A 20,130-nucleotide genomic window follows, 5' to 3' on the forward strand; every position below is an offset into this window, starting at 1 on the left:
TTCGTATTGCTAATGAAGATCAAATATTCGGTGACACAGAGCTTTAAATTTGTTCTATAGGTTTTACACCTCCCCCCCCTGGGCTGTCTCAATTCTACGGGCAGCAATCTCGCAGTACTCTTCAGACGCCTCAAACCCGATAGCCCCACGACCTTCTAAGACTGATGTAACCAGCGTTATTCCCGATCCACCGAACGGGTCGAATGCCAGCCCGCCAGCTGTATCATGCTGAATTTAACACTGCATCTGCAGGGTGGAGGTATATGCCTCGTTTTCTTGAAATTTCTTATTTTAGTAAAATACACAAGCATATTTAATAGAGATCAAGTATACTATTATGCAGCAGGCACACACTTTCAGGTTGTGGCGTTCACAGCACTTTTGATTATTTTTGTAGACTCAGGAGATTTGAGATGCGAGTTCTTATGTGTGTGCTATTTATTTCGTTAGTTACAACGAACAGTTGCCCAGCTGCATCTGTAAAAAAATTAGTCATAACCTGTATTGATCAACAGGAGGCTACTTTTGACGATATCTTCCTTGAAATTAAGGACGATGACGGAAAAATTATCGAGTTCACAAACTCTAATCAAAAAGGAATGACTCGCCAAAACGCAGTTAATATGAGGATTGGAAACCAGCTTACTTTAGATTCAACTACCAGATCAAAGCTAACTTTCACGAAGAGCCTTACAGTCAAACTTTTAGAAAAAGACTTAGGGACAAATGCAAATCCAGATGATCCCTTGGGTACTGTTACAATACTGCCAAAACAAACAACTACTGAAGATTTAGCTGGTCGGATTCAATTAAGAAAATATAAATATACAATCCACTGGGAGACAACTCCTTAATCATAACCTTTTTGAAGGCGTTGGCTGTTCGCGCAGCCAACGCCCCGCTTTTCAAATCCATAAGTCAGAATCAAACCGCAGGCTGACCAACTCTCGCAATTCTGCTGTCCACTCAATCTGCTGTTTCATCAAATCATATTCTGGGCTAAACCCTAAGACGTTCAGACGGAGTATCTCGCGCACTAGTTGCCCCACAAACGACAGCTTCATAACTTCCCGACCTGATTCATTAACCCGTAAAACGTAGACAGCGTGATACTAGTATTTGTCCTGCCTGGTCATAGTCATCCAGTCCAGTTGGGTTCGTGTGAATACATCGAACGTCTCAGCCAGCGTTGCATCACAGCATGGGCTTGCCGGTCATGTGGTGTTTGTCGAACTGTTTCACGCCGATGGAGTAGTAGCTGGGGACGGTCCCCGGTCTTTCAGTTTCGGCACTTTGACTCTTCACTCCCAAGTGAATTTATTTCGAAAAAACCATACAGCTTGAATGTCATGGTATGGTGCGATATGCGCTGCTATGTTCTATACTTCACGTGACCTGACTGCCAAAACCAACTAACCTTGTCAAGATTAGTATTGACTATTTAGAAAAATATATTAAAATGCGTGACAGTTGGTTTTCAGGATGATTAAACACGGATTGTTTTCTATTCAAAGGGGGTTTCTGAATGGAAAAAGGCAGGGATACCATTGAGGGACAAGGACAAATTATGGGTGGCACGGTTTATACTCTGGATCGGTTCATGTTGGAGACTGGGCTGAAAAGGGTTGCTTTGGATTCTGCCCGACGCAACGGCCTGACTGTTCGCAAAGTCGGTCGACGCTGCTTTATCTATGGTCAGGATTTCATTGACCATCTACTCTCACCAGATACCGTTCAGAGTTAATCTCCGGTTGCTGATATTTCTTTCCCATGCCTGGCCGGTGCCAGCCGCGTGATGCCCGCTGTAGGTGGTATCGACAGATTTAATTATCCGCATTTTGTGTTGCTGTGTGTGGTTCCTTCGTGGACTGTCTGCGCTCCTGAATTGATTCAGTCGAGCGACAACTATTTCTGATTAACCAGGGGATCGTTCCGCCTGGTTACGTTTCGTTGTATTGCATGTGGAGGCAATTAATGACGACTGCTGAGATATCGAAGCCCAAAGTCGGGCGCCCCAAAGGGGCAAAAACTCAAGACTTGCCAGTTCAAAATGTTTTCTTGTCTCAATGCCCGGTCTGCTTATCAACGGACCGGTTGGGCTACTCAAGTGTGAAGACCAGAGAGTTCTCAGGTACTGCCCCGAATGGGCAACCTTTCAACTTCGTGAGCAGAAAACGAACCCGCTGCCTTAAGTGCGGTCAAAAACGGATTGATGTTACTTACGAAAACGCGATCTGACAAAACGGGAAATACGCATTGCGTATTAACGGACTTACATAATTTTCAATCCGTGGTAGGTTTGACTACATGAAAAAGAGATCGCGAGCATCTGGTAATCAACCTATTTTTGAAAGGAGTCTTATGTCTCACTCAGAGCAACCAACAATGATCCAGTCCGGGGCGGTATATTCGCTGGAGAAGTTCAAAAGCCTTTCCGGGCTGGGAACGCATGCCATGCGGCAAGCTGTGAAGAAAGGACTGCAGACGATCCAGATTGGAAGCCGCAAATACGTGCGGGGGTCTGATTTCCTGGAGTTTATCGACAATCAGATCAAACAGCAGGCTAGCAATCAAGAGACCGTCACTGCCCTGTAGTTACAGGGCCAGTGGCCTTTTTACACGGATGTTTTTAACAAGGGGAATTGATGGGGATACCTACAAACGACGAATCTGCTGCCTTTGATCGGCATTGGCAGAAACTGTCTGCAGAACGGAAGGCCAAAGAAGTTGAACTGGCAAAGCAAAAAATCCGCGAAGAAGGAATCGTGTTCAACGTCGACCAAGTGTATGAGCAACGCGAACGCGACCGATTGTATAAGTTGAAACTCGCCACACTGAAGGAGAAACGCAAGCTGCGGTTTCAGGATTTGATACGTTTTCGGTAGCTAACCTGCAGCGGCGGCATTTAAATTTTCAATACCCATTTTAGGAGAGCCATGAATGAGTCAGAGTCTTAAGATCCATGTTCCAGCCGAACGCGACTTTTATTCAGACGAAACAAAAAAGGCGTTGTCACCACTAGTGAAAGAGATCGCCTCTCATAATAAAAATGTTGACACTCACGAAGCTGCCCGCGCTCGGGTTGAGTCCGGAAACATCGAATCGGTTTCGTCAAAAGACCTCTTCGAAGGCCCGGCCAGCAACACTTACCGTTTCGATCTGTACGGCAAGGCAATCGATCTTTGCGACAAAGTGAAAGAGTTTTCCAAGCTGCATGTTGTAGACCATAGGGCACGATACAAAGAGATCGTTGATCAGCTGGAATCGTGGCGGGTGCGGATTCGTGAAGAATTAACAAAACTCGGATACGTCGAAGAGGCGTTGCACCAAGGGCATGTTCATGCAGTTAATCGATTTTATCGAATGCAACCTGAAGTGCAAAAACTGCTTTTGTTGGAACAAAACTTTAAGCATCCCGACTACCCATCGGGGGGGAATCGAGCTGTACTGGTCGAGGGAATGGACAGACTGAGAAAGCGGTGCCTCGCTCTTTAGGAACCATCTTTCTAGGGATTGGCTGCGGAACTTGCCATTTCATATTGTCAGCCAGTCCCTATTTTGAAACATCACAGTCAAACTGTGAGGCTGGCTGGCGGCTGGGATTTTAGGCTCTCTCCCCCCCAGCCGCCAGCACTGGCGGTCAATCATTCATTTGCTTTTTTAATGCTCTGCCGACCACTGAGGTTTTTATGGTTATCGACTCAGTGGTCGGCGTCGTGGCTGGTTGACATAGCCCCGTGTGCTTAAATCAGGAACTCTTCTTTATTCAGGGATGTTGCTTTGAATTCAAACCCCACTACCGACACTGAAACCGTTTCCCACACCCTCAAGCTGGATGCAATCCGCATCTATGAAAAATTCCAATCGCTTTGCCCCGCGTTGTCTATTGAAGAGGCTGACCAACTGCGGGACAACATTCTCTCGGACGGTGAATTCCGGGAACCCCTGATCGTCTAGAAGTCAGAAGGCATCCTGGTCGACGGTCACAACCGGTTTAATGTGTGGCGTACTCTCACGGACGAACAACGGCAAAGGATTGCCCCGCCACGCATCAAACAACTGGAATTCGCAGACCGGGACGCTGTGCATGACTGGATCATTAACAATCAGATCGGACGGCGGAATGTAGCGCCCTCACAGCGGGCATACCTGGTCGGGAGGCTGTATAACTCCGAAAAGAAAAATGACAGAGATTTCCTAAAGCGAGGGGACGCCTCGCCAAATCTCCCGGGTGATCAAATTGAGCACCCGGGGAAAACGGCTGGTAGAATTGCTGACAAGGTGGGTATGAGCCCTGCCCAGGTCAGGCGCGATGCCAAGTATGCCGAAGCCGTTGATAAGCTGGCAGACAACCTTGGACCGGAAGTCAGGGACGAACTGCTGACCGCAAAGAAAGTCAGCAAAGACCGGGCTGTTGAGATCGCAGCATTGCCAGCCGATCAGCAGAAAGCCGAATATGAGCGTGCGATGGGGAGAGGGGAGCCATCAGGTGGTGATTCGTTTAATCCTGCGGAGTGGGGCGGAATGGAACCCGTTGCCGATCCTGTTGTGCCTGACGACACTGTGACCGACTATCACTTGAAGGAAATGCAGGCCCCGTATCGCGAAGTTCAGAAGCACGCAACCGCAATGAAGAAAGCCTTCGGTAATCTGTCGAGTGGTCCGGGTGGTGCCTGGTGCAATCCTAACGCAATGCAGGACATTATGACCTGTTATACCAATCTGATGAATACCATCAACTACCGCAAACCGGTTGCCGTCTGTGGATACTGCAACGGCAAGAAATGCGACAGATGCTACCAGACAGGCGCGTTGAACAAAGATCAGTCTCAAGCATTGGCTGAAGGTCGAAGCGTTACAGAGCAGCCCACAGCGGGCGTGCAACAGGCTGTCTGAGTGGCTGCCTGGACCCTAAAGGTACTACTTTTGACCTGGAATTTTACTGAGTAACATACGATCTGTCGGGTTTTGTCTGTGTCTTTCCTTCCGAATTCAGAACACTGCGAATTGAAAATATTTGCCTTTTAACCAGGCTGCAAATAGCCGGTTTTTAGGTCTATTGGATTTAGTAAAACGAGGGGCGTCGGTTGATTTCTGGGAGGTTTCTCAATCGGCGTCCTCGTTTTCACATTCATTGAACAGATCAGTAGGGGTTTTATGAATTACGTTCTCAATCATGTCAGTCTGAATAAATTGACCATGCATCCCTTGAGTATCACGCTATATTAATATGACCTGGACCGCAGTTTCATTGCATCTGTAAGACAGCACGGCATTATCTGTCCGATTCAGGTTACACAGGACCTGATCATCGTTGACGGACACCGGCGCTATCAGGCAGCTCGGGAAGTCGGCATCGTTGAAGACCATGTGATTGTGCGTATGGACCTGGACGACGAATGGTCGATTCAGGAAGCCCTGATTGAATGTAATAGGCACCGTGACCGGTCAACCGAAGTCAAACTTCATGAAGCCCAGATTCTGGAATCTATCAAGCACGAGCGACTCCGGGAACGGGAAATCATCGAGGGACGACAGGAAGCCGTTGCCGTTGGTCAGACCGGATATGAGCCGTTCAAGTTTTCTCCGTATCAGTGGGAGTACGACCCGTAAGACATTCTCCCCGGGTGCTCAATTTGATCACCCGGGAAACCAGCATCAGATACGAACACTCCGAAGGATCATTTTGACACTTCGGGAAAAACAAGGCATTTATTGATATGCCCCCCGTCTGGACATTTTGACCAGACGGGAAACGTCAAGCTGAAATACAGAGAGGTTGAGATGAGCAGAGCAGGTAGCGACGTTGATTATGTGCTCTCTTTCGGGAAGCATAAAGGCATGAAAATCAAAGACGTGCCACCGGACTATCTCAACTGGATTATGAAAACCATATCGTCAGGAGAGTTTTCTGGCGGACTTGCTGACACATTGCGAGCTGCGATCCTGCAACTAAGGGCAGACGACATATTGCAGGAAGATAAGCGCAGCAGAGCAAGACGCAGGAAAACTGCCCTGAGATTCCAGCGAGGTCGAGGGAACTCCGCGATCAACCTGTGGACACAAAATAAGCGTAAGCGTTGATATTGAGATGACATAGCCCACAGAGAGGGCAACTGGCATAGGTGCGAGTAAAATCGCGGTTTGATTGCCAACGGTCGCTGAGGCGATGGATAAAGATCAAACGCCCAAATCAGATATTTGATTTGGCAAGACGTGAGGAACCTGGTAAACCGGGAAGGGATTACAAAGTGTAATCGGTGCAGCGTCTATAAATAAGAGTCGGGGTATGGATTTATTGCGCGCTGGTTAGTTATGGCAGGAATGAACGGTTAAAGGTTTTCTACACTGGTTAACATGGAAAGTTGTCTCAGACGCGGGGCAACCCAGTGGGGGGCTGTTGTGGATTGATCGTTCTCACGCAGCTAACACCAACCTGGGTATCCACGATCCAGAAACAGCGCTGAATACATATAAGACAGTGAACGGTGAATCAAACTGTTAAGCAGAATCTGAAGCTGTATCTCGGCATGGATGCGCAAAGGAATTTCAGAACGGAATCACGGACGATGGCGAAAAAGTATCGGAACAAGAAAAACCAGGGAGTGATGTTTCGCAAGCGGTATAAGGAAAACGCGAACCAACCCGACTTCGTTGGGTCCTTCACGATTGAGAACGGCAGGGAATACGAGTTCGCAGGCTGGGATGCAACGGGCAGGCAGACACTGAAGCCATACGTGCGGTTGCGGGTGACGCCGAAGGGCAGTTGATTGATCAGTATGGTTCTGGTATCCATAATGAAAACAGAAAATCTGAACAACTAAATACCATAGAGGAATAAGTCATGGCAAATCCTGAACACGTAGAAATAGTGCTATCCGGCCCTCAAAGCATCAAGTCTTGGCAAGCTGAACATCCTGAGGATACGTTAGATTTATCCAACGCGAGACTAAAATACGTTAATCTAGAATGGATAACACTTCAAAAGGCTGATTTTAGAAATGCCTATATTGAACACGCTCATTTCTATAACTGCCAAATCACCAAATCCAATTTTGAAGGAGCAACTTTCGACAAAGCTAATTTTGGCAATGCTGATCTAATGCAAGTGATCTTTAGAAAAGCTCAAATGAAGAATGTGAGTTTTACAAGCTCATCTGTAGTGGGCACCATCTTTACTGATGCTAAATTAATTAACGCGAGTTTTTTATCGACATCGCTGAGGTTTTGCTCACTAATGGGTGCCGATTTGCGTAATGCTGAATTTTCTTTTACAGGGTTGCATGATTCATCTCTAAATGGAGCGAATCTGAATAATGCAAAGCTAAATGATACAACTTGGAATGACATCAATTTGTCTGATATCAAGGGGCTTGAAACAATCCAACACAGTGGTCCTAGCAGTCTCGGGATAGATACATTAGAAAAATCGAAAGGTAAGATTCCCGAAATATTTTTTCGCGGTTGTGGGCTGTCTGATGATCTCATCACCTTAATAAAAACTTCTTTTCCTGCATCAGATCACGAGTTTTATTCTTGCTTTATTAGTTACAGCCATGCAGATAAAACATTTGCGAAACGTCTACACGACGCGCTACAGAACAGGGGAATTAGGTGCTGGCTTGATGAAGACCAAATTTTACCTGGTGACAACATCTATGAACGGATTGACCACGGAATTCGTGTTTGGGATAAAGTATTGCTGTGCGCTTCTAAGCAGTCGCTCACGAGTCCTTGGGTTGATGATGAAGTGACACATGTGTTTGCCAAAGAAAAGGATCTCTCAAGAGAAAGAGGCTATAAAGTTCAAGCACTGATTCCATTGAACCTTGACGGATACATTTTCAAACACTGGAATCACCCCAAAAAAAATCAGATACTCGAACGAATGGCAGCAGATTTTACAGATTGGGAGGAAGACAACACAAATTACGAGCAGCAGCTTGAGCGAGTTGTGAAAGCCCTGCAAACAAACAATACCGCGCGTGAGCCGGATCCCAAACCGAAGCTGTGATGATTCACCTTAATGATACTCCTCTCTTGAAAGCCAACTTTAATGCCTTCAAAAAATAATGAAATCAAAACACTTAGTAACGATCATAAAAAAAGTTTGATCGATTTTTTCAAACACCAAACCACACTTTGCACTGCAACAATCGTACTTATGATGGCTATTACCAGCGGACTTTTGCCCCAGCCAGTACCACAAATAGTAAAAGTTTTGCTTGGTGTAAGTGCAATTTCATTTTTGGGATCATTAGGATCTTCATTCATGGCACTAGCAGATATAAATATTTACTTTGATGATGATCAAGTAAGTAAAGAATGGAAATTCCTTATGATATTTTCAGCCATTACATTTATGATTGGGCTTCTCTCATTCATGCTCACACTTTTAATAGCGTAGATTGGAGATATTGAACTGATCCTATTGACAAAAAGCGCGAACCATTGCAAAAATGCAGCCTCTAAAAGCCGAAAGGTATGTTGAAAATTCTAAAACAAACGTTGAAAACAAGAATCCCCACCCATGCGCGGAGTGTGGTATCGGCAACGACCACGGGCGGCTTCAACACCGCCTTAGAGCTGCACGTATGGGTGTGGGTTCTTTTTTACGCCCTGTGCGTAAAAGAAAGGTGGTTAAGGATGAATACCACATTCACAAACCCCGCGTCTCTCTCTGGTTCTCAAAATGTCACTGAGAACGGCTTCAATTCCCCCAAAGGTCGATCAACGGCAGTTGTTCAACTGGCACACAAGGCAACCAACTGGGCAGCCCTGGAACCGGTTGAAGCCCCCACAATCGGCCAGCCAGCCCCTGATGAGGTTCTGCGCGTCGATGCCCCGCGTCATGACTGGCCGGTTTACCTGGTCAACGTTCCTGAAGACTGGCAAGCTGATTGCTGGCGATCAGTTCCGCCACACACAACGACGTACAAGAAGGCCAAAACCGCTGCTGAGATTGCTGCTATCCTCAATCGGGAACGCATCACCAACAGCAAGGACGGCTTTGTCTCTCACTGGTACATTCGTGTTCGCGTCGGCAGTAAGTATGCCAATCTCAGTGTGGCTCTGCCGACTCCCTGGAAGCCTGAAAACGAATATGACTTGCCACCGGCATTCATCAGGATCGACGGCCCCCGCGATCTGTGCAAGCAGATTGTCGGTGATTTGAATTATCGGCTTGATCAATGCGGGCCGGGAGAAGTTCGCAAGCGGGCTTACATTGCCCGTTCCATCTGTCCGGCAGATCTGGAACCGTGGCCGATCCAAGAGGAAACCCAGTCTGGCGAAAGCAAAGCTGATCCAGCCACACAGGCCTTCGAACAAAAGGGTGACACTGTGTCACCCTTAAATAAACCAGCAGAGATGGAAGCCCAGTTGGTTGATTCTGAAGAGGACGAAACAGAACTCTTTGAAATTCAGTTGGGGCATTACTTCGGTACGAATCCGACAATTAGCGAAGATGTGATATTGCAGGTTCAGAATGCAAGTAACAGTGAAGATGCCAGACGTAAGGCTGATTTATTTTTGATGGAATATGCCATCGATATGAATCAGCGTGTTGCCCTGAATGGGTTCAGTGAAGCCGATAACGATGGGAACGAATACAATGTCGTTCTCACGGATGGCACGCTTTTGCGGTTTCGGTTGAGCAGATGTGAAGCGTTGAACCTGATTTCTGCCTGGAATCAATCGCGTAAACACAGCGAACCAGAAGCCGTAATCGTTAAACGGTAGTAGATCTTCCTATCCCCCGAGGCGCAGTTATTGCGCTTCGGGGATTTCTATTTTGGGTCATGATCCAAAATCAACCACAATCGCACTGAATGGAGTGTAACGCGATTGATTCTCAGACGATGGATACGTCCTACAACACAATAAACACGGCTAACAATTAAGGTGAAACGATATATGGCAGCAATCAGAGTGAGTATCTTCAGACGGACTGGCGGCAAGTTCTTTCAGGCGAAATGGACTGATCCAGCCAGCGGACGCACAAAGCAGAAAAGCACGAAAACCAATATCGGACGGGAGGCAGAACGGTTTGCAGCTCGCCTGGAAAAGGAACTCAACGACCGGACCTACTTTGAGCCGACAAAAATCAAGTGGGCTGAATTCCGGGAACGCTACGAAACGGAAGTTGTGCCTGGCTTAGCGCAACGGTCATCTGAAAAGGTCACGACTTCCTTTAATCACGTTGCAAATATCCTGAAACCGAACCTGTTATCTCAAGTTGATGCCAACGGAATCAGTAAGATTGTGAAACAACTCAGATCGCAGGGACTGGAAGACGTCAGTATTAAGGGATATCTGGCATACCTCAAAACAGCCCTGCAATGGGCAGCCTCTTTAAAGCTGATCCAGGAAGTACCTGTCTTCCCAAAGTTTAAACGAATTCGGGAAACAAAAGCGATGCGGGGACGTCCTCTCACATTGGATGAATTCAAACTTATGCTGGCAGCAGTTCCTAAGGCCTGCGGAAAGAAACACGCTTTCTCATGGCGTTTCCTGCTGATTGGCTTGTGGTACTCTGGGTTGAGAATTTCAGAATCACTGGAACTGTACTGGGATCGGGAAGATAAGCTATCGGTTGATTTCTCCGGTAAACGTCCCATGCTGAGAATTCGCATGGAAGCCGAGAAAGGCAAAAGGGATCGTTTGCTTCCGATCGTTCCTGAATTCGCTGCTCTGCTCGCTAGTGTCCCTGATGATGAACGAACCGGCCCAGTTTTCAATCCTATCGCCAGGATCAAGCGAACGGAGAGAATGCTTGCGTCAACAGTTTCCAAGCTGGTTGCTGACATTGGTGAGGCAGCTGGTATCGTCGTCGGTGACAAAGGGAACATCGACAAGGAAACCGGAGAGCGAAAACCCCGCTACGCGTCGGCCCATGATCTCAGACGGTCATTCGGTGAACGCTGGTCTCTCAAGGTGATGCCTGATGTTTTAATGCTGCTGATGCGTCATGCTAATATTGAAACGACTCTGAAGTACTATGTGGGACGGAATGCCCAGAAAGCAGCCGAGGCGGTATGGGAGACCGTTGCAGACGATAGTGACGTTTTAGGTGACACTAACCAAAATGAAGAGAAGCCCAGAAAAACAGAGGATAATAAGTCCATTGTTCTCAAGGACTTAAAAGAGCCGCCGAGGAGAGTCGAACTCCTGACCTACGCATTACGAATGCGTTGCTCTGCCAACTGAGCTACGGCGGCGTTGAGGTTCAGCTTGTCACTGATAGATTCATCAGCCGCAGCAAAGGTTCGCCGGGCGAGAATCGTGGGGAGCCGGTTCCGAAAATGGAGATCGTGAACCGGGCTCTGGCGGTAGCATACCCCCTTTTTTCGGTTTACGAAAGGATTCTGCCCGTTTTTCGTCCCCGATAAACTGATTTCTCAGGCAAATTTGACGCCTGTGATGGCTGCCCTGTTTTTTTGATACCCCGTGCCACATCTGTCAATGCTCTCAGCAGCTGAAATCGTTTCAGGGACAAGACTTCAGATCGATGCGTGTTTATCCTTGCTGTCTGCGCGGGGGTTAGCCACAATCGAAGGAGAACAATTCCTACCCAGATTATCCAGCCGGAGAAAACCCATGCACAAACTGGCCTCTGCCTGCCTGCTAATGGCTGCACTGCTTCTGTCCCCCTCCCTCCTGTCCGCCGCCGATCCCCCTCTCGATTATGAAGGAGTCACCGAAAAACATGTGATGATTCCCATGCGGGATGGCGTCAAGCTGTCGGCTTATCTGTATATTCCCGATGGGAAAGGCCCCTGGCCGGTTCTGATGGAACAGCGGTACGCCAGCCTGCGAAGTAAAGGGGGCCGACGCTCTTTCGCGGAAATGGCCTCGCACGGGTATGTCGTGTGTGGCGTCAACTTCCGTGGCTCGCAGTTGTCTGAAGGAACCTGGGTTGGCTATCGCGATCTGCAATGGGGCGAGAAGCGGGACGGCTACGATGTCGTCGAATGGCTGGCCAAACAGCCCTGGTCGACCGGCAAGATCGGAACCTTCGGCAGTTCACAGGCCGGTTATGCTCAGAATTACCTGGCGGTCACACAGCCGCCGCACCTGGTCTGTCAGTTCATGATCGATACCGGCCTCAGTCTGTACGATGAAGGTTATTTCATCGGAGGCGCTGCCAAGCCGAATCGATTCAAAGGGATGGACGCTGTCAGCCGCGTGCCCGCACACAACCGGGCGCTGATGAAAGAATGGTTCTCGCATCCTGACTACGATGACTACTGGAGAGCCGAAGATGCTTCGCTGCATTTTGACAAAATGAATGTCCCCTGCTTTACCGTGGGCAGTTGGTACGACTTTATGTGCGTCGGCTCCGTGCAGAGTTTCATCGGACGGCAGCATAAGGGAGGCCCGAATTCGCGGGGTCAGCAGAAACTGTATATCGGCCCCTGGCTGCATGGTCGTTTCAACAAGGTGAATAAAGTTGGAGAAATGGTTTACCCGGAGAATGCCAACTTCGACATGATGACCGAGATGATCCGCTGGTTTGATCATTATCTCAAAGGGGTCGATAACGGTATCGAGGATGATCCCAATGTCCGTTATTACGCGATGGGAGCAGTCGGAGAACCGGGTGCACCGGGCAACGTATGGCGGGCCGTGGATGACTGGCCGATTAAGACCGTCGAAACACCTTACTATCTTCAGCCTGAAGGCAAGCTGGCAACAACCAAACCGACCGAGGCCAACGCATTTACTCAGATCATTGCCGATCCATTGAATCCCGCGAAAATTGAAGCACGGGGCTTCCCCGGTGCCCGCGATGCCCGCAAAGTGGAAGAACAGGAGAACGTACTCACCTTCACCACCGACCAGCTGACCGAACCGGTTGAGTGGACCGGAAATGTCAAAGCGGAACTGCTGGTCTCTTCTTCCGCGAAAGATACGGATTTCATCGTTCGCGTGACCGACGTGTATCCGGACGGACGTTCGATCTTGATCATCGATATGATCCGCCGGGCCCGCTATCGGGATGGTTATGAACAGCAGGTCTTTATGGAAGCGGGTGAGGTTTACAAAGTCCCTTTCAATATCGGCTGGATGAGCCAGGTGTTCAACAAAGGGCATCGCATTCGTGTGACGGTCGCTTCAACGGGGGCACCGTTCTATGAGCCCAACCCGAACACAGGCGAACCGATCACGATTGAATTTCCCGAAAAAGTGGTTGTGGCGAAAAACAAAATTCATCATAGTCCGCAAAACGCATCACGTATTCTGGCCCCCGTCAACAAATAAAGCAGACGGGCATCGGCGATACGAATCAAACCAAGCATCAATTTCCCATAAAAACGAGGATCATCATGAATCAGAATAAAACCGACCGACGACAGTTTCTGGCAGGTACCGTGGGTGCCGCCGTGGCATTGGGTGTGACTCAGGGCGTACAGTCCGCGGACGCAAAACCGAAACAACAGTTTTACGAACTGCGTATTTACCGGACTCCCTCGGATGACAAGCAGGCAATCGTCAGTAATTACCTGGAGCAGGCGTTGCTGCCGGCATTGAAACGAATCGGGATCAAGCAGGTCGGTGTATTCAAACAGATCGAAGTCAAAGATGATCACTCTCTGTATGTGCTGATTCCCTTTAATTCGCTGGAGCAGTTCTCATCGCTGAATGATGTTCTGGAAACTGACCAACAATACCACCAGGCTGCCGCCGAGTACTTCTCGTTCCCCAAAGAATCTCCGGCATTCACCCGCATTGAGAGCCGACTGATGAAAGCCTTTAAAGGCATGCCTCAATTAAAAACGCCGGAGGGAGCAGGCCCTCATCTGTTTGAACTGCGGACCTATGAGAGCCACAATGAAAAGCTGGCGAAGCTGAAAGTTGACATGTTCAATTCTGGTGAGATCGAAATCATGGAAGATGTAAAACTGGCGCCTGTCTTCTTCGGCGAAATGCTGATTGGTGACGATGTTCCTAACCTGACGTACATGCTGTCTGCGCCTCATCGCGCTGCACATGAGGAGCACTGGGATGGATTTCGTATGCATTCCAAATGGGAAAAAATGAAAGCGATGGACAAATATAAAGGAACGGTATCAAAAATCACTAACTGGTACCTGGAGCCACTTCCTTATTCCGCCATTCAGTAACTTGGAACACATCAGAATTGGCAGGTCTATTCTATTAGATACCAACTGGCATTCAGTGAACCTCACTCCCTTTTTTCGAAGTTCGGTGAGATTGCCGTTAACCAGCGACCTGGAATTCATCCAGACTTGTATTTTCTGTAAGCAACTATAATTAAACAAGATAGGAACACGCACCCGTTTTCCCTCCCCCTCTTGAATGTTAAACAGTGGGGGCAGGGTGAGTTGGAATCTGTTCCCAAACCCGAAATTTGCTGAATGGAGGTTAGATTCTGATCTGGATACCGTCTATTCTAGTGCATGTGAGTTAGCAGAGTGTTGTTAAGGCTGGCAAAGATAAGTTTTGCAGCTGACACTCTCCAATGAACTTAGATTATCCCTCTTCTAACGTATTGGAATTTGCATGCCTGATAAGCAGGCCAATCAGTGGTCGGCAGAGATTGAGGCGGTATATTTACGAGATGGTCGAGAAATTTGGGCATTATTATATGCTCAATGCTCTGACTCAGATCGTGCATATGACGCACTCCAGGAAGCGTTCGTACGTTTACAATCACAAGAAATAGAGTCAATTCGAAATATCCGGGCCTGGGTTTTGACTGTTGCTCAAAACTGGCTGCGCGACTATGCCCGTCGGCAGAATCATGCAGCGAGGCCTGCAGACTATTTAGACAGTATTGTAGGTAAACCTTCAGATCCATCGGAGGGTCTGGAAAATGAAGAGAGGAACAGCCGAGTCAGGCTAGCACTTCAACAACTTAGAGCCGAGGACCGTGAGGTTCTCGTACTTCGTTATGCACTAGGATGGTCATCAAAACGAATGTCGATAGCGCTCAATACTTCAACATCAGCTATTGATATGAGGCTTTCTCGATCGAGAAAGCGGCTGTGTGAAGAGTTGGAAAAAGTGGGGATAGATCATGAAACCGTATGACACTTCAGGAATGCTCGGGAATGATGATGAGCTGGAAAGTGTCCTGCGCGAATATTTTCGGCAGGAGATGCCTCCAGAGCTTCAGGAACTTTCCGATGACTCTGATGAAGAATTTGAAAAACGATTTCGGCAGACACAGACGGCGGGAAACGCAAGCGATGATCCGTTCACGTCCCGACGCCACCAGGCTTTTAAACTGGGCCTGTTGACTTCGGCTCTCTGCGCCTGCCTCGCATTGGGAATTGGATTCATTCAGCTTCTACCGGAAGCGAATCCCGTGGTCGTCGAGCGGATCGTACCGGTCCAACCTGCAACCGAGAACATACCGCCAGTTGATACGGTTATTGATGATTCCGACGAACTGGATTCAAATACTCTGGTTGTCGTTGATCATGGCGACAGCCCGATGGAAATGACTCCCCGGGTCCATGATAATGTTCAGGAATCGATTGATATCACACTTTATAATACGGAAATGGGACCTGTCGAACAGCGAACAGAACTCTCATGGACGAACTTTAGCGTCGAGAATCCAAAGACGGGTTCCAACGTCAAAATGTCAATGCCGGAATTAACCATTGATTTTGTTCCTGTCAATAAAGCCGGTCTGTCTCTCATTGGAGACGAGAGTGGCGGGAATGGTCAGTAACCTGCAGTTACTGCGAGATCAATGTTACATAAGCGGATAAGTAGGAATTATTAATACGGGCCACTTGAAGGATCGATCCTGAACGGAAACGTAAGACTGTGTCCAGTTTTACTGTAGCGTCTCCAAGACTATTTGAACCGAGTTTAATAGATTGAGAGACGCCTTGGTAAACTGTGATGCGATCTAGAGTCAACAGGTGAGGGAGCGGTCTTTCTCGAATCAAATCAAGGCAGTACAATGAAACAGTGTCGACGGTTCTTAACGAGCGGTCTCATTTTTTCGCTGCTGGCCGGTCAGGCAACTTTCGCAGATGACCAGCCGGTATCGGCGAAAAAACCAGGCCAGACAAATGTCAAACAAAACAAATCAGCGCCTGCGAAACAGGCCATGCCTGCTGCGTCCAAAGACGCTGCTGAATCTGGTCGTGCGAAAGCCCGGTTTCAAGTCACCAGCAGCCCCACGGGAGAAACCCACCTGCGAAATTTCGTAGGCATTGTCACCGAACCGGTTCAGGCCGCTCTGGCTGCACAGTTGAACGACATGATGAAAGAAGGTCAGGGAGTCAGTGTGAAGCTGGTGCTGCCTGATTCTCCTGCCAGGCAGTCAGGTCTCAAAGTGTATGATGTGCTGACAACATTTAATGGTCAGGCAATCACCTCTTCTGACACACTCCGCAAATACGTGCTGGATTCCCCCAAAGGAAGTAAAGTGGAACTGGGTGTGATCCGCGCTTCCAAACAACAGACGATCGAAGTGACTCTCACTCAGAAGTTGTATCGAAATTATAAATTCACCGTGAAACCAATGGGGCATACCTCACCTCCGAAGAAACCGGAGGACAAAAATGAGATAGAGCCCACAACTGATTCCGAACAGGAAGGCCCCATCGCAGCCCGCTCTGGCGAAAAAAACACGAAGGGCCGCGAGTTACGACTCGGGTTTAACCATGCTCCGGTAACAACAACCCAGAACCTCTGTCTGTTATTCGTGGGTAGTGTGAAAGATGGTTACTCTGTTAAGATCAGTTACCAGGATGAAACCGACACGCTGCAGACGCATCAGTTCACAGGCAGTATCGATGAAATCACCGCACAGACAATTGATATGCCCGGTCATGTTCAGATGATGATTAATGAGCGACTGCAGGAACTCAAACTCGCGCTACAGGGGAAAGCCAGTTTTCGACTGCAGGTCAAACCCTATATGCAGGGCAAGAATCGTTTTACCCGTGTCTTTCTCAGTCGAACCACAAAAGACCGGTCCGTCCGCATGGTGGAACTTGATCACCACCTGGGAAACCGACCGTCACTGAACGTCAACCAGATTCTCGGCAATCAGGTTTTCACATCCGAACTGAAACAATTGACGCCCGCGATTCAGGAACAGATTCGAGCGGCCCTGCATCGCGTTCGCATCCCGACCATCCAGATCCATGCGGATAATCCCATTTAATCGCTCCGGCATTTTGAAATAAAAAAAGCAGCTGTTTCCAAATCAGAAACAGCTGCTTTTTTATTTGAATGACTTTTAAGATGCAGGCATCTTATAGAAAACCGCGACGACGCTGACTGCTGTAGCGCTGTAACGAGTCTTCAATAATGGGAAACGCGGCGGAAGCAGACTGGAACTCCTCAACTTCTACCGTTTTACCTTCCAGCATTTTATAATCCTGGAAAAACCGTCTCAGCATTGCCAGCCGGTGGGGTGGCAATTCAGAGGCTTCGGTAAACGGGTTATATTCCGGATCATTCACAGCGACAGCCAGAATCTTATGGTCAGGTTTCCCGCTGTCGATCATGGTCATTACGCCAATAGCCCGTGCATCCAGAATCGTTAAAGGATCAACGGGTTCCTGGCAGAGCACCAGTACATCCAGCGGGTCATCGTCTTCTGCCAGGGTCTGGGGGATAAACCCATAGTTGGCGGGATAATGGACAGCGGAATAAAGCATGCGGTCCAACCTGAGCAGTCCCGTTGTTTTATCCAACTCATACTTCACTTTGGAAAAAGTCGGAATTTCAATCACGGCGGTGAAATCGCGAGGCAGGTTTTGCCCCGGAGTCACATCATGCCAACAGTGGGTCACTGTTTCTCTCCTGAATTGATTCGATAGACAACAAAAAGATCAGCTGATATTGCGCGCAATCAACTGGAACGTATCGTATTTAACCAGCGCGTCTCATTCTATCATCATCTACCCAGATAGCCCCGGAGACGCAGCAGTAAATCTGGACACAGGCTAGTGCTTTGTCAAGCTTGAAATAGAAGGTTGGGGATGTTGTTTAAGTGCACCGTTGTCGCACTCTCGTAATATCTATCAACCCAAAATTTAAAAATGACACTTCACTAGTTTACTTTAAATAATTCAACGCGGAAGTGTAATGTCGCTCCACCTGGAATGACGGGGGGCATTCCCTGGGCACCGTATCCCAGTTCGGAAGGAATAATCAGTTCGACTTCTCCCCCTTCACCGATCAACTGTAAACCTTCGGTCCATCCTCGGATCACACCATTTAACGGAAACGAAATTGTCTGGCCGCGACTGTAGGAGCTGTCAAATTCAGTACCGTCTTCCAGAGTGCCACGATAATGTACGGTCACATGATCCGTGGGACCCGGTTTAGTATCGCTACCTTCGCGGACAATACGGTATTTCAAGCCACTTGCTGTGGTTAAGTAACCTGGCGTTGATTCGTCACTCACGTAAACTTCCATTTCTTCTGATCTGGTACTTCTGTGTGGCCGGGAATCGGAACTGACCGACACCGAACCGGTCTCCTCTTTGGGTTGAAAGTAGCCTTTACAACCAGTAAAAGTCAGACAGATTAAGCCACATAAAACTAAAAACTGAGATTTTTTCATAGACTCATTACCTTATCTACCGGCAATCAATTATACTGCGGCCGTGACATCAGTAATGGTCGTTAGCGATACCATAACCAATAGGCCTTCGAGTTGCACCACCAGAGAGTCTGCCTTTTCCTGACTTCAGAAAAAGAGTCGAGACTCCTGATTTGATGAACTTCGACGTTCACACTTCACAATGAGTGTGCACAAATCAACTTTTATTCATATAACAAAGTTCTTCTTAAATGATTGAGAATATTCACATCCGTACCACAAAACATGAGGATATCAGCAAGCTGTCTGAATTTATTCTCCCCTTTGTGGAACAGGAAAAGATCTTACCTCGGACATCGGAAGAACTGGATGTATTAGTAGAAACCGGGTTTGTCGCGGTGGAAATGGTTGGAGAAAATGAGGAAATTGTCGGTTTCGCTTCACTTGAGATCTATTCCAGAAAACTGGCTGAGATCCGCAGCCTGGTAGTCGCCGATCATCGACAGGGGATTGGTGTCGGTAAAAAACTCGTTTCGGCCTGTGTCGAACGGGCCCGTCAAAGGAATATTCTGGAAGTGATGGTGGTAACATCATCAGACGTCTTTTTTCAAAACTGCGGCTTTGACTTTACATTGCCTGGGGAAAAAAAGGCGCTCTTCATACAACCACATCTCAATGATTAAAAGAGATCGAAACAGCGTTCGTTCTGTCATGTTTATCAGTTCAAATCTGTTATCGACGTCTTCACAAATCCACAGAGTCCTTACCTGGCCACAATCGTCGCTCTGGTAATGTAATCCAGTCGGGGAAACTCCCGTTTCAGATAGTGGTTGCCTTCGTATTGAATTCTTGACTGAGTTGGTCCACGGCCCGCAGGAGAGCCATCACCATATCCGGAGTACAGTGCCTCCACAATTTTCATATCTGTTTGTGGAACGAATCCGAAAGGCGCGAATCCATATCTATCAAGCCTGCGATTATCACCATAGTTAATAAAAATTTGAGTTGTTCTAGAATCTCGTTCGCTGGTCTTGGCAAACGAGACATAACCTTTGAGATTGGACTTTACCACCGGGTCGTCCTGAATCCTCCGATCCCGCCACTGTTTCTGAACTTCAGGATCACCGTTGATACCAAACTGCGCCATAAAGCCATCTATGACTCGAAAAAAAGCACAATCATTGTAAAAACCGGATTGAACCAGTCTGTAAAACTGATCGGCCCCGTTCGGACACCAGCTGCGAGTAACATCAATGTGGAAAGTACCACGTGTGGTCTCCATTTTGACACGATAGGTTTCAGGTGTTTGAGCCTGAAGTAACGTCTGATTTCCCATCCAGACGGACGCACACAGTGTCGCTACTGTAATCAGAAAAGTCTTTCTTGATATCACGCTTTTCATTCCTTTTAAAGACGCTCAATGAAAATTTATATCGCCGAAAGTTTAGTTGAAATCACGTTTTTATCACAAGATCGATTCAGCAGCTCCATCTGAAGCGAGACGCAAATCTACTGATTCGTTGAAAACAAAAAAGCCGCCGCGAATCAGGGGGGAGAATTCGCGACGGCCAGAGCCCGGGGCT

General features: G+C 47.9%; 22 protein-coding genes, 1 tRNA gene and 1 pseudogene. 19 read left to right on the forward strand and 5 right to left on the reverse strand.

Annotated elements, in window-relative coordinates:
* Positions 1-63: 63 nt before the first annotated feature.
* Entirely contained in the window at positions 64-234 is a 171-nt protein-coding gene (locus tag GmarT_RS30470) for a DNA methyltransferase (RefSeq protein ID WP_081459648.1), read from the reverse strand.
* 179 nt (positions 235-413) lie between these two features.
* On the opposite strand from GmarT_RS30470, the gene GmarT_RS23325 reads away from it, so the two are divergent.
* From GmarT_RS23325 to GmarT_RS30475, 13 genes and pseudogenes are all read left to right on the forward strand, one after another.
* Positions 414-854, forward strand: a complete 441-nt coding sequence (locus GmarT_RS23325; protein WP_002649627.1) for a hypothetical protein — start codon at positions 414-416, stop codon at positions 852-854.
* A 671-nt stretch (positions 855-1,525) separates the two neighbouring features.
* Positions 1,526-1,744, forward strand: a complete 219-nt coding sequence (locus GmarT_RS23330; RefSeq protein ID WP_149303304.1) for a hypothetical protein — start codon at positions 1,526-1,528, stop codon at positions 1,742-1,744.
* Between the two features lie 617 nt (positions 1,745-2,361).
* Positions 2,362-2,595, forward strand: a complete 234-nt coding sequence (locus GmarT_RS23335) for a hypothetical protein (RefSeq protein WP_230682429.1) — start codon at positions 2,362-2,364, stop codon at positions 2,593-2,595.
* Positions 2,596-2,645: 50 nt separating this feature from the next.
* Positions 2,646-2,885: a hypothetical protein gene (locus GmarT_RS23340; protein ID WP_002649750.1), complete on the forward strand. Its 240-nt coding sequence runs from the start codon at positions 2,646-2,648 to the stop codon at positions 2,883-2,885.
* Between the two features lie 55 nt (positions 2,886-2,940).
* Positions 2,941-3,495 (forward strand): hypothetical protein, encoded by a 555-nt coding sequence (locus GmarT_RS23345; protein ID WP_002649749.1) that lies wholly within the window; start codon positions 2,941-2,943, stop codon positions 3,493-3,495.
* A 285-nt stretch (positions 3,496-3,780) separates the two neighbouring features.
* Positions 3,781-3,957, forward strand: coding sequence for a hypothetical protein (locus tag GmarT_RS29600; RefSeq protein ID WP_002649748.1), 177 nt, complete (start codon positions 3,781-3,783; stop codon positions 3,955-3,957).
* Positions 3,958-3,999: 42 nt separating this feature from the next.
* Entirely contained in the window at positions 4,000-4,896 is an 897-nt protein-coding gene (locus GmarT_RS23350; RefSeq protein ID WP_002649747.1) for a hypothetical protein, read from the forward strand.
* Positions 4,897-5,250: 354 nt separating this feature from the next.
* Positions 5,251-5,613 carry a ParB N-terminal domain-containing protein gene (locus GmarT_RS30265; protein WP_261337849.1) on the forward strand — a complete coding sequence of 121 codons (363 nt, stop codon included), beginning with the start codon at positions 5,251-5,253 and terminating at the stop codon, positions 5,611-5,613.
* An 875-nt stretch (positions 5,614-6,488) separates the two neighbouring features.
* Positions 6,489-6,770 (forward strand): hypothetical protein, encoded by a 282-nt coding sequence (locus GmarT_RS23365; RefSeq protein WP_002649743.1) that lies wholly within the window; start codon positions 6,489-6,491, stop codon positions 6,768-6,770.
* A 74-nt stretch (positions 6,771-6,844) separates the two neighbouring features.
* On the forward strand, positions 6,845-8,014 hold the full coding sequence (locus GmarT_RS23370; RefSeq protein ID WP_002649742.1) for a toll/interleukin-1 receptor domain-containing protein: 1,170 nt from the start codon (positions 6,845-6,847) through the stop codon (positions 8,012-8,014).
* A 42-nt stretch (positions 8,015-8,056) separates the two neighbouring features.
* Positions 8,057-8,407 (forward strand): hypothetical protein, encoded by a 351-nt coding sequence (locus GmarT_RS23375; RefSeq protein WP_002649741.1) that lies wholly within the window; start codon positions 8,057-8,059, stop codon positions 8,405-8,407.
* A 239-nt stretch (positions 8,408-8,646) separates the two neighbouring features.
* Positions 8,647-9,741, forward strand: a complete 1,095-nt coding sequence (locus GmarT_RS23380) for a hypothetical protein (RefSeq protein ID WP_002649740.1) — start codon at positions 8,647-8,649, stop codon at positions 9,739-9,741.
* 675 nt (positions 9,742-10,416) lie between these two features.
* A pseudogene (locus tag GmarT_RS30475) lies at positions 10,417-11,001 on the forward strand (tyrosine-type recombinase/integrase); the annotation flags it as partial.
* A 145-nt stretch (positions 11,002-11,146) separates the two neighbouring features.
* On the opposite strand, the gene GmarT_RS23390 reads toward GmarT_RS30475, so the two are convergent.
* Positions 11,147-11,219 (reverse strand) — tRNA-Thr (locus GmarT_RS23390).
* A gap of 379 nt (positions 11,220-11,598) precedes the next feature.
* Here GmarT_RS23390 and GmarT_RS23395 point away from each other — a divergent pair.
* The 5 genes from GmarT_RS23395 (at position 11,599) to GmarT_RS23415 (ending at position 17,158) form a co-directional block, all read left to right on the forward strand.
* Positions 11,599-13,263 (forward strand): CocE/NonD family hydrolase, encoded by a 1,665-nt coding sequence (locus GmarT_RS23395; protein ID WP_187782317.1) that lies wholly within the window; start codon positions 11,599-11,601, stop codon positions 13,261-13,263.
* 65 nt (positions 13,264-13,328) lie between these two features.
* Positions 13,329-14,126: an NIPSNAP family protein gene (locus GmarT_RS23400; RefSeq protein WP_002647801.1), complete on the forward strand. Its 798-nt coding sequence runs from the start codon at positions 13,329-13,331 to the stop codon at positions 14,124-14,126.
* Positions 14,127-14,526: 400 nt separating this feature from the next.
* A complete protein-coding gene (locus tag GmarT_RS23405) occupies positions 14,527-15,057 on the forward strand; it encodes an RNA polymerase sigma factor (protein ID WP_002647800.1) in 531 nt (176 codons plus the stop codon).
* Positions 15,044-15,706 (forward strand): hypothetical protein, encoded by a 663-nt coding sequence (locus GmarT_RS23410; protein ID WP_002647799.1) that lies wholly within the window; start codon positions 15,044-15,046, stop codon positions 15,704-15,706. Before GmarT_RS23405 ends, GmarT_RS23410 begins: the two co-directional genes overlap by 14 nt.
* A gap of 237 nt (positions 15,707-15,943) precedes the next feature.
* Complete coding sequence (locus GmarT_RS23415; RefSeq protein ID WP_002647798.1) at positions 15,944-17,158, forward strand: S1C family serine protease; 1,215 nt, start codon at positions 15,944-15,946, stop codon at positions 17,156-17,158.
* 91 nt (positions 17,159-17,249) lie between these two features.
* Here GmarT_RS23415 and GmarT_RS23420 read toward each other — a convergent pair whose 3' ends face one another.
* The gene (locus GmarT_RS23420) at positions 17,250-17,792 is read right to left on the reverse strand and encodes an inorganic diphosphatase (protein ID WP_002647797.1); all 543 of its coding nucleotides are present in this window, start codon (positions 17,790-17,792) and stop codon (positions 17,250-17,252) included.
* A 260-nt stretch (positions 17,793-18,052) separates the two neighbouring features.
* Positions 18,053-18,568: an FKBP-type peptidyl-prolyl cis-trans isomerase gene (locus tag GmarT_RS23425; RefSeq protein WP_002647796.1), complete on the reverse strand. Its 516-nt coding sequence runs from the start codon at positions 18,566-18,568 to the stop codon at positions 18,053-18,055.
* A gap of 230 nt (positions 18,569-18,798) precedes the next feature.
* On the opposite strand from GmarT_RS23425, the gene GmarT_RS23430 reads away from it, so the two are divergent.
* Positions 18,799-19,230, forward strand: a complete 432-nt coding sequence (locus GmarT_RS23430) for a GNAT family N-acetyltransferase (protein ID WP_002647795.1) — start codon at positions 18,799-18,801, stop codon at positions 19,228-19,230.
* Positions 19,231-19,310: 80 nt separating this feature from the next.
* On the opposite strand, the gene GmarT_RS23435 is transcribed toward GmarT_RS23430, so the two are convergent.
* Entirely contained in the window at positions 19,311-19,940 is a 630-nt protein-coding gene (locus tag GmarT_RS23435; protein WP_157158972.1) for a peptidylprolyl isomerase, read from the reverse strand.
* Positions 19,941-20,130: the final 190 nt, after the last annotated feature.

The sequence above is a fragment of the Gimesia maris genome (assembly GCF_008298035.1).
Classification (GTDB): domain Bacteria; phylum Planctomycetota; class Planctomycetia; order Planctomycetales; family Planctomycetaceae; genus Gimesia; species Gimesia maris.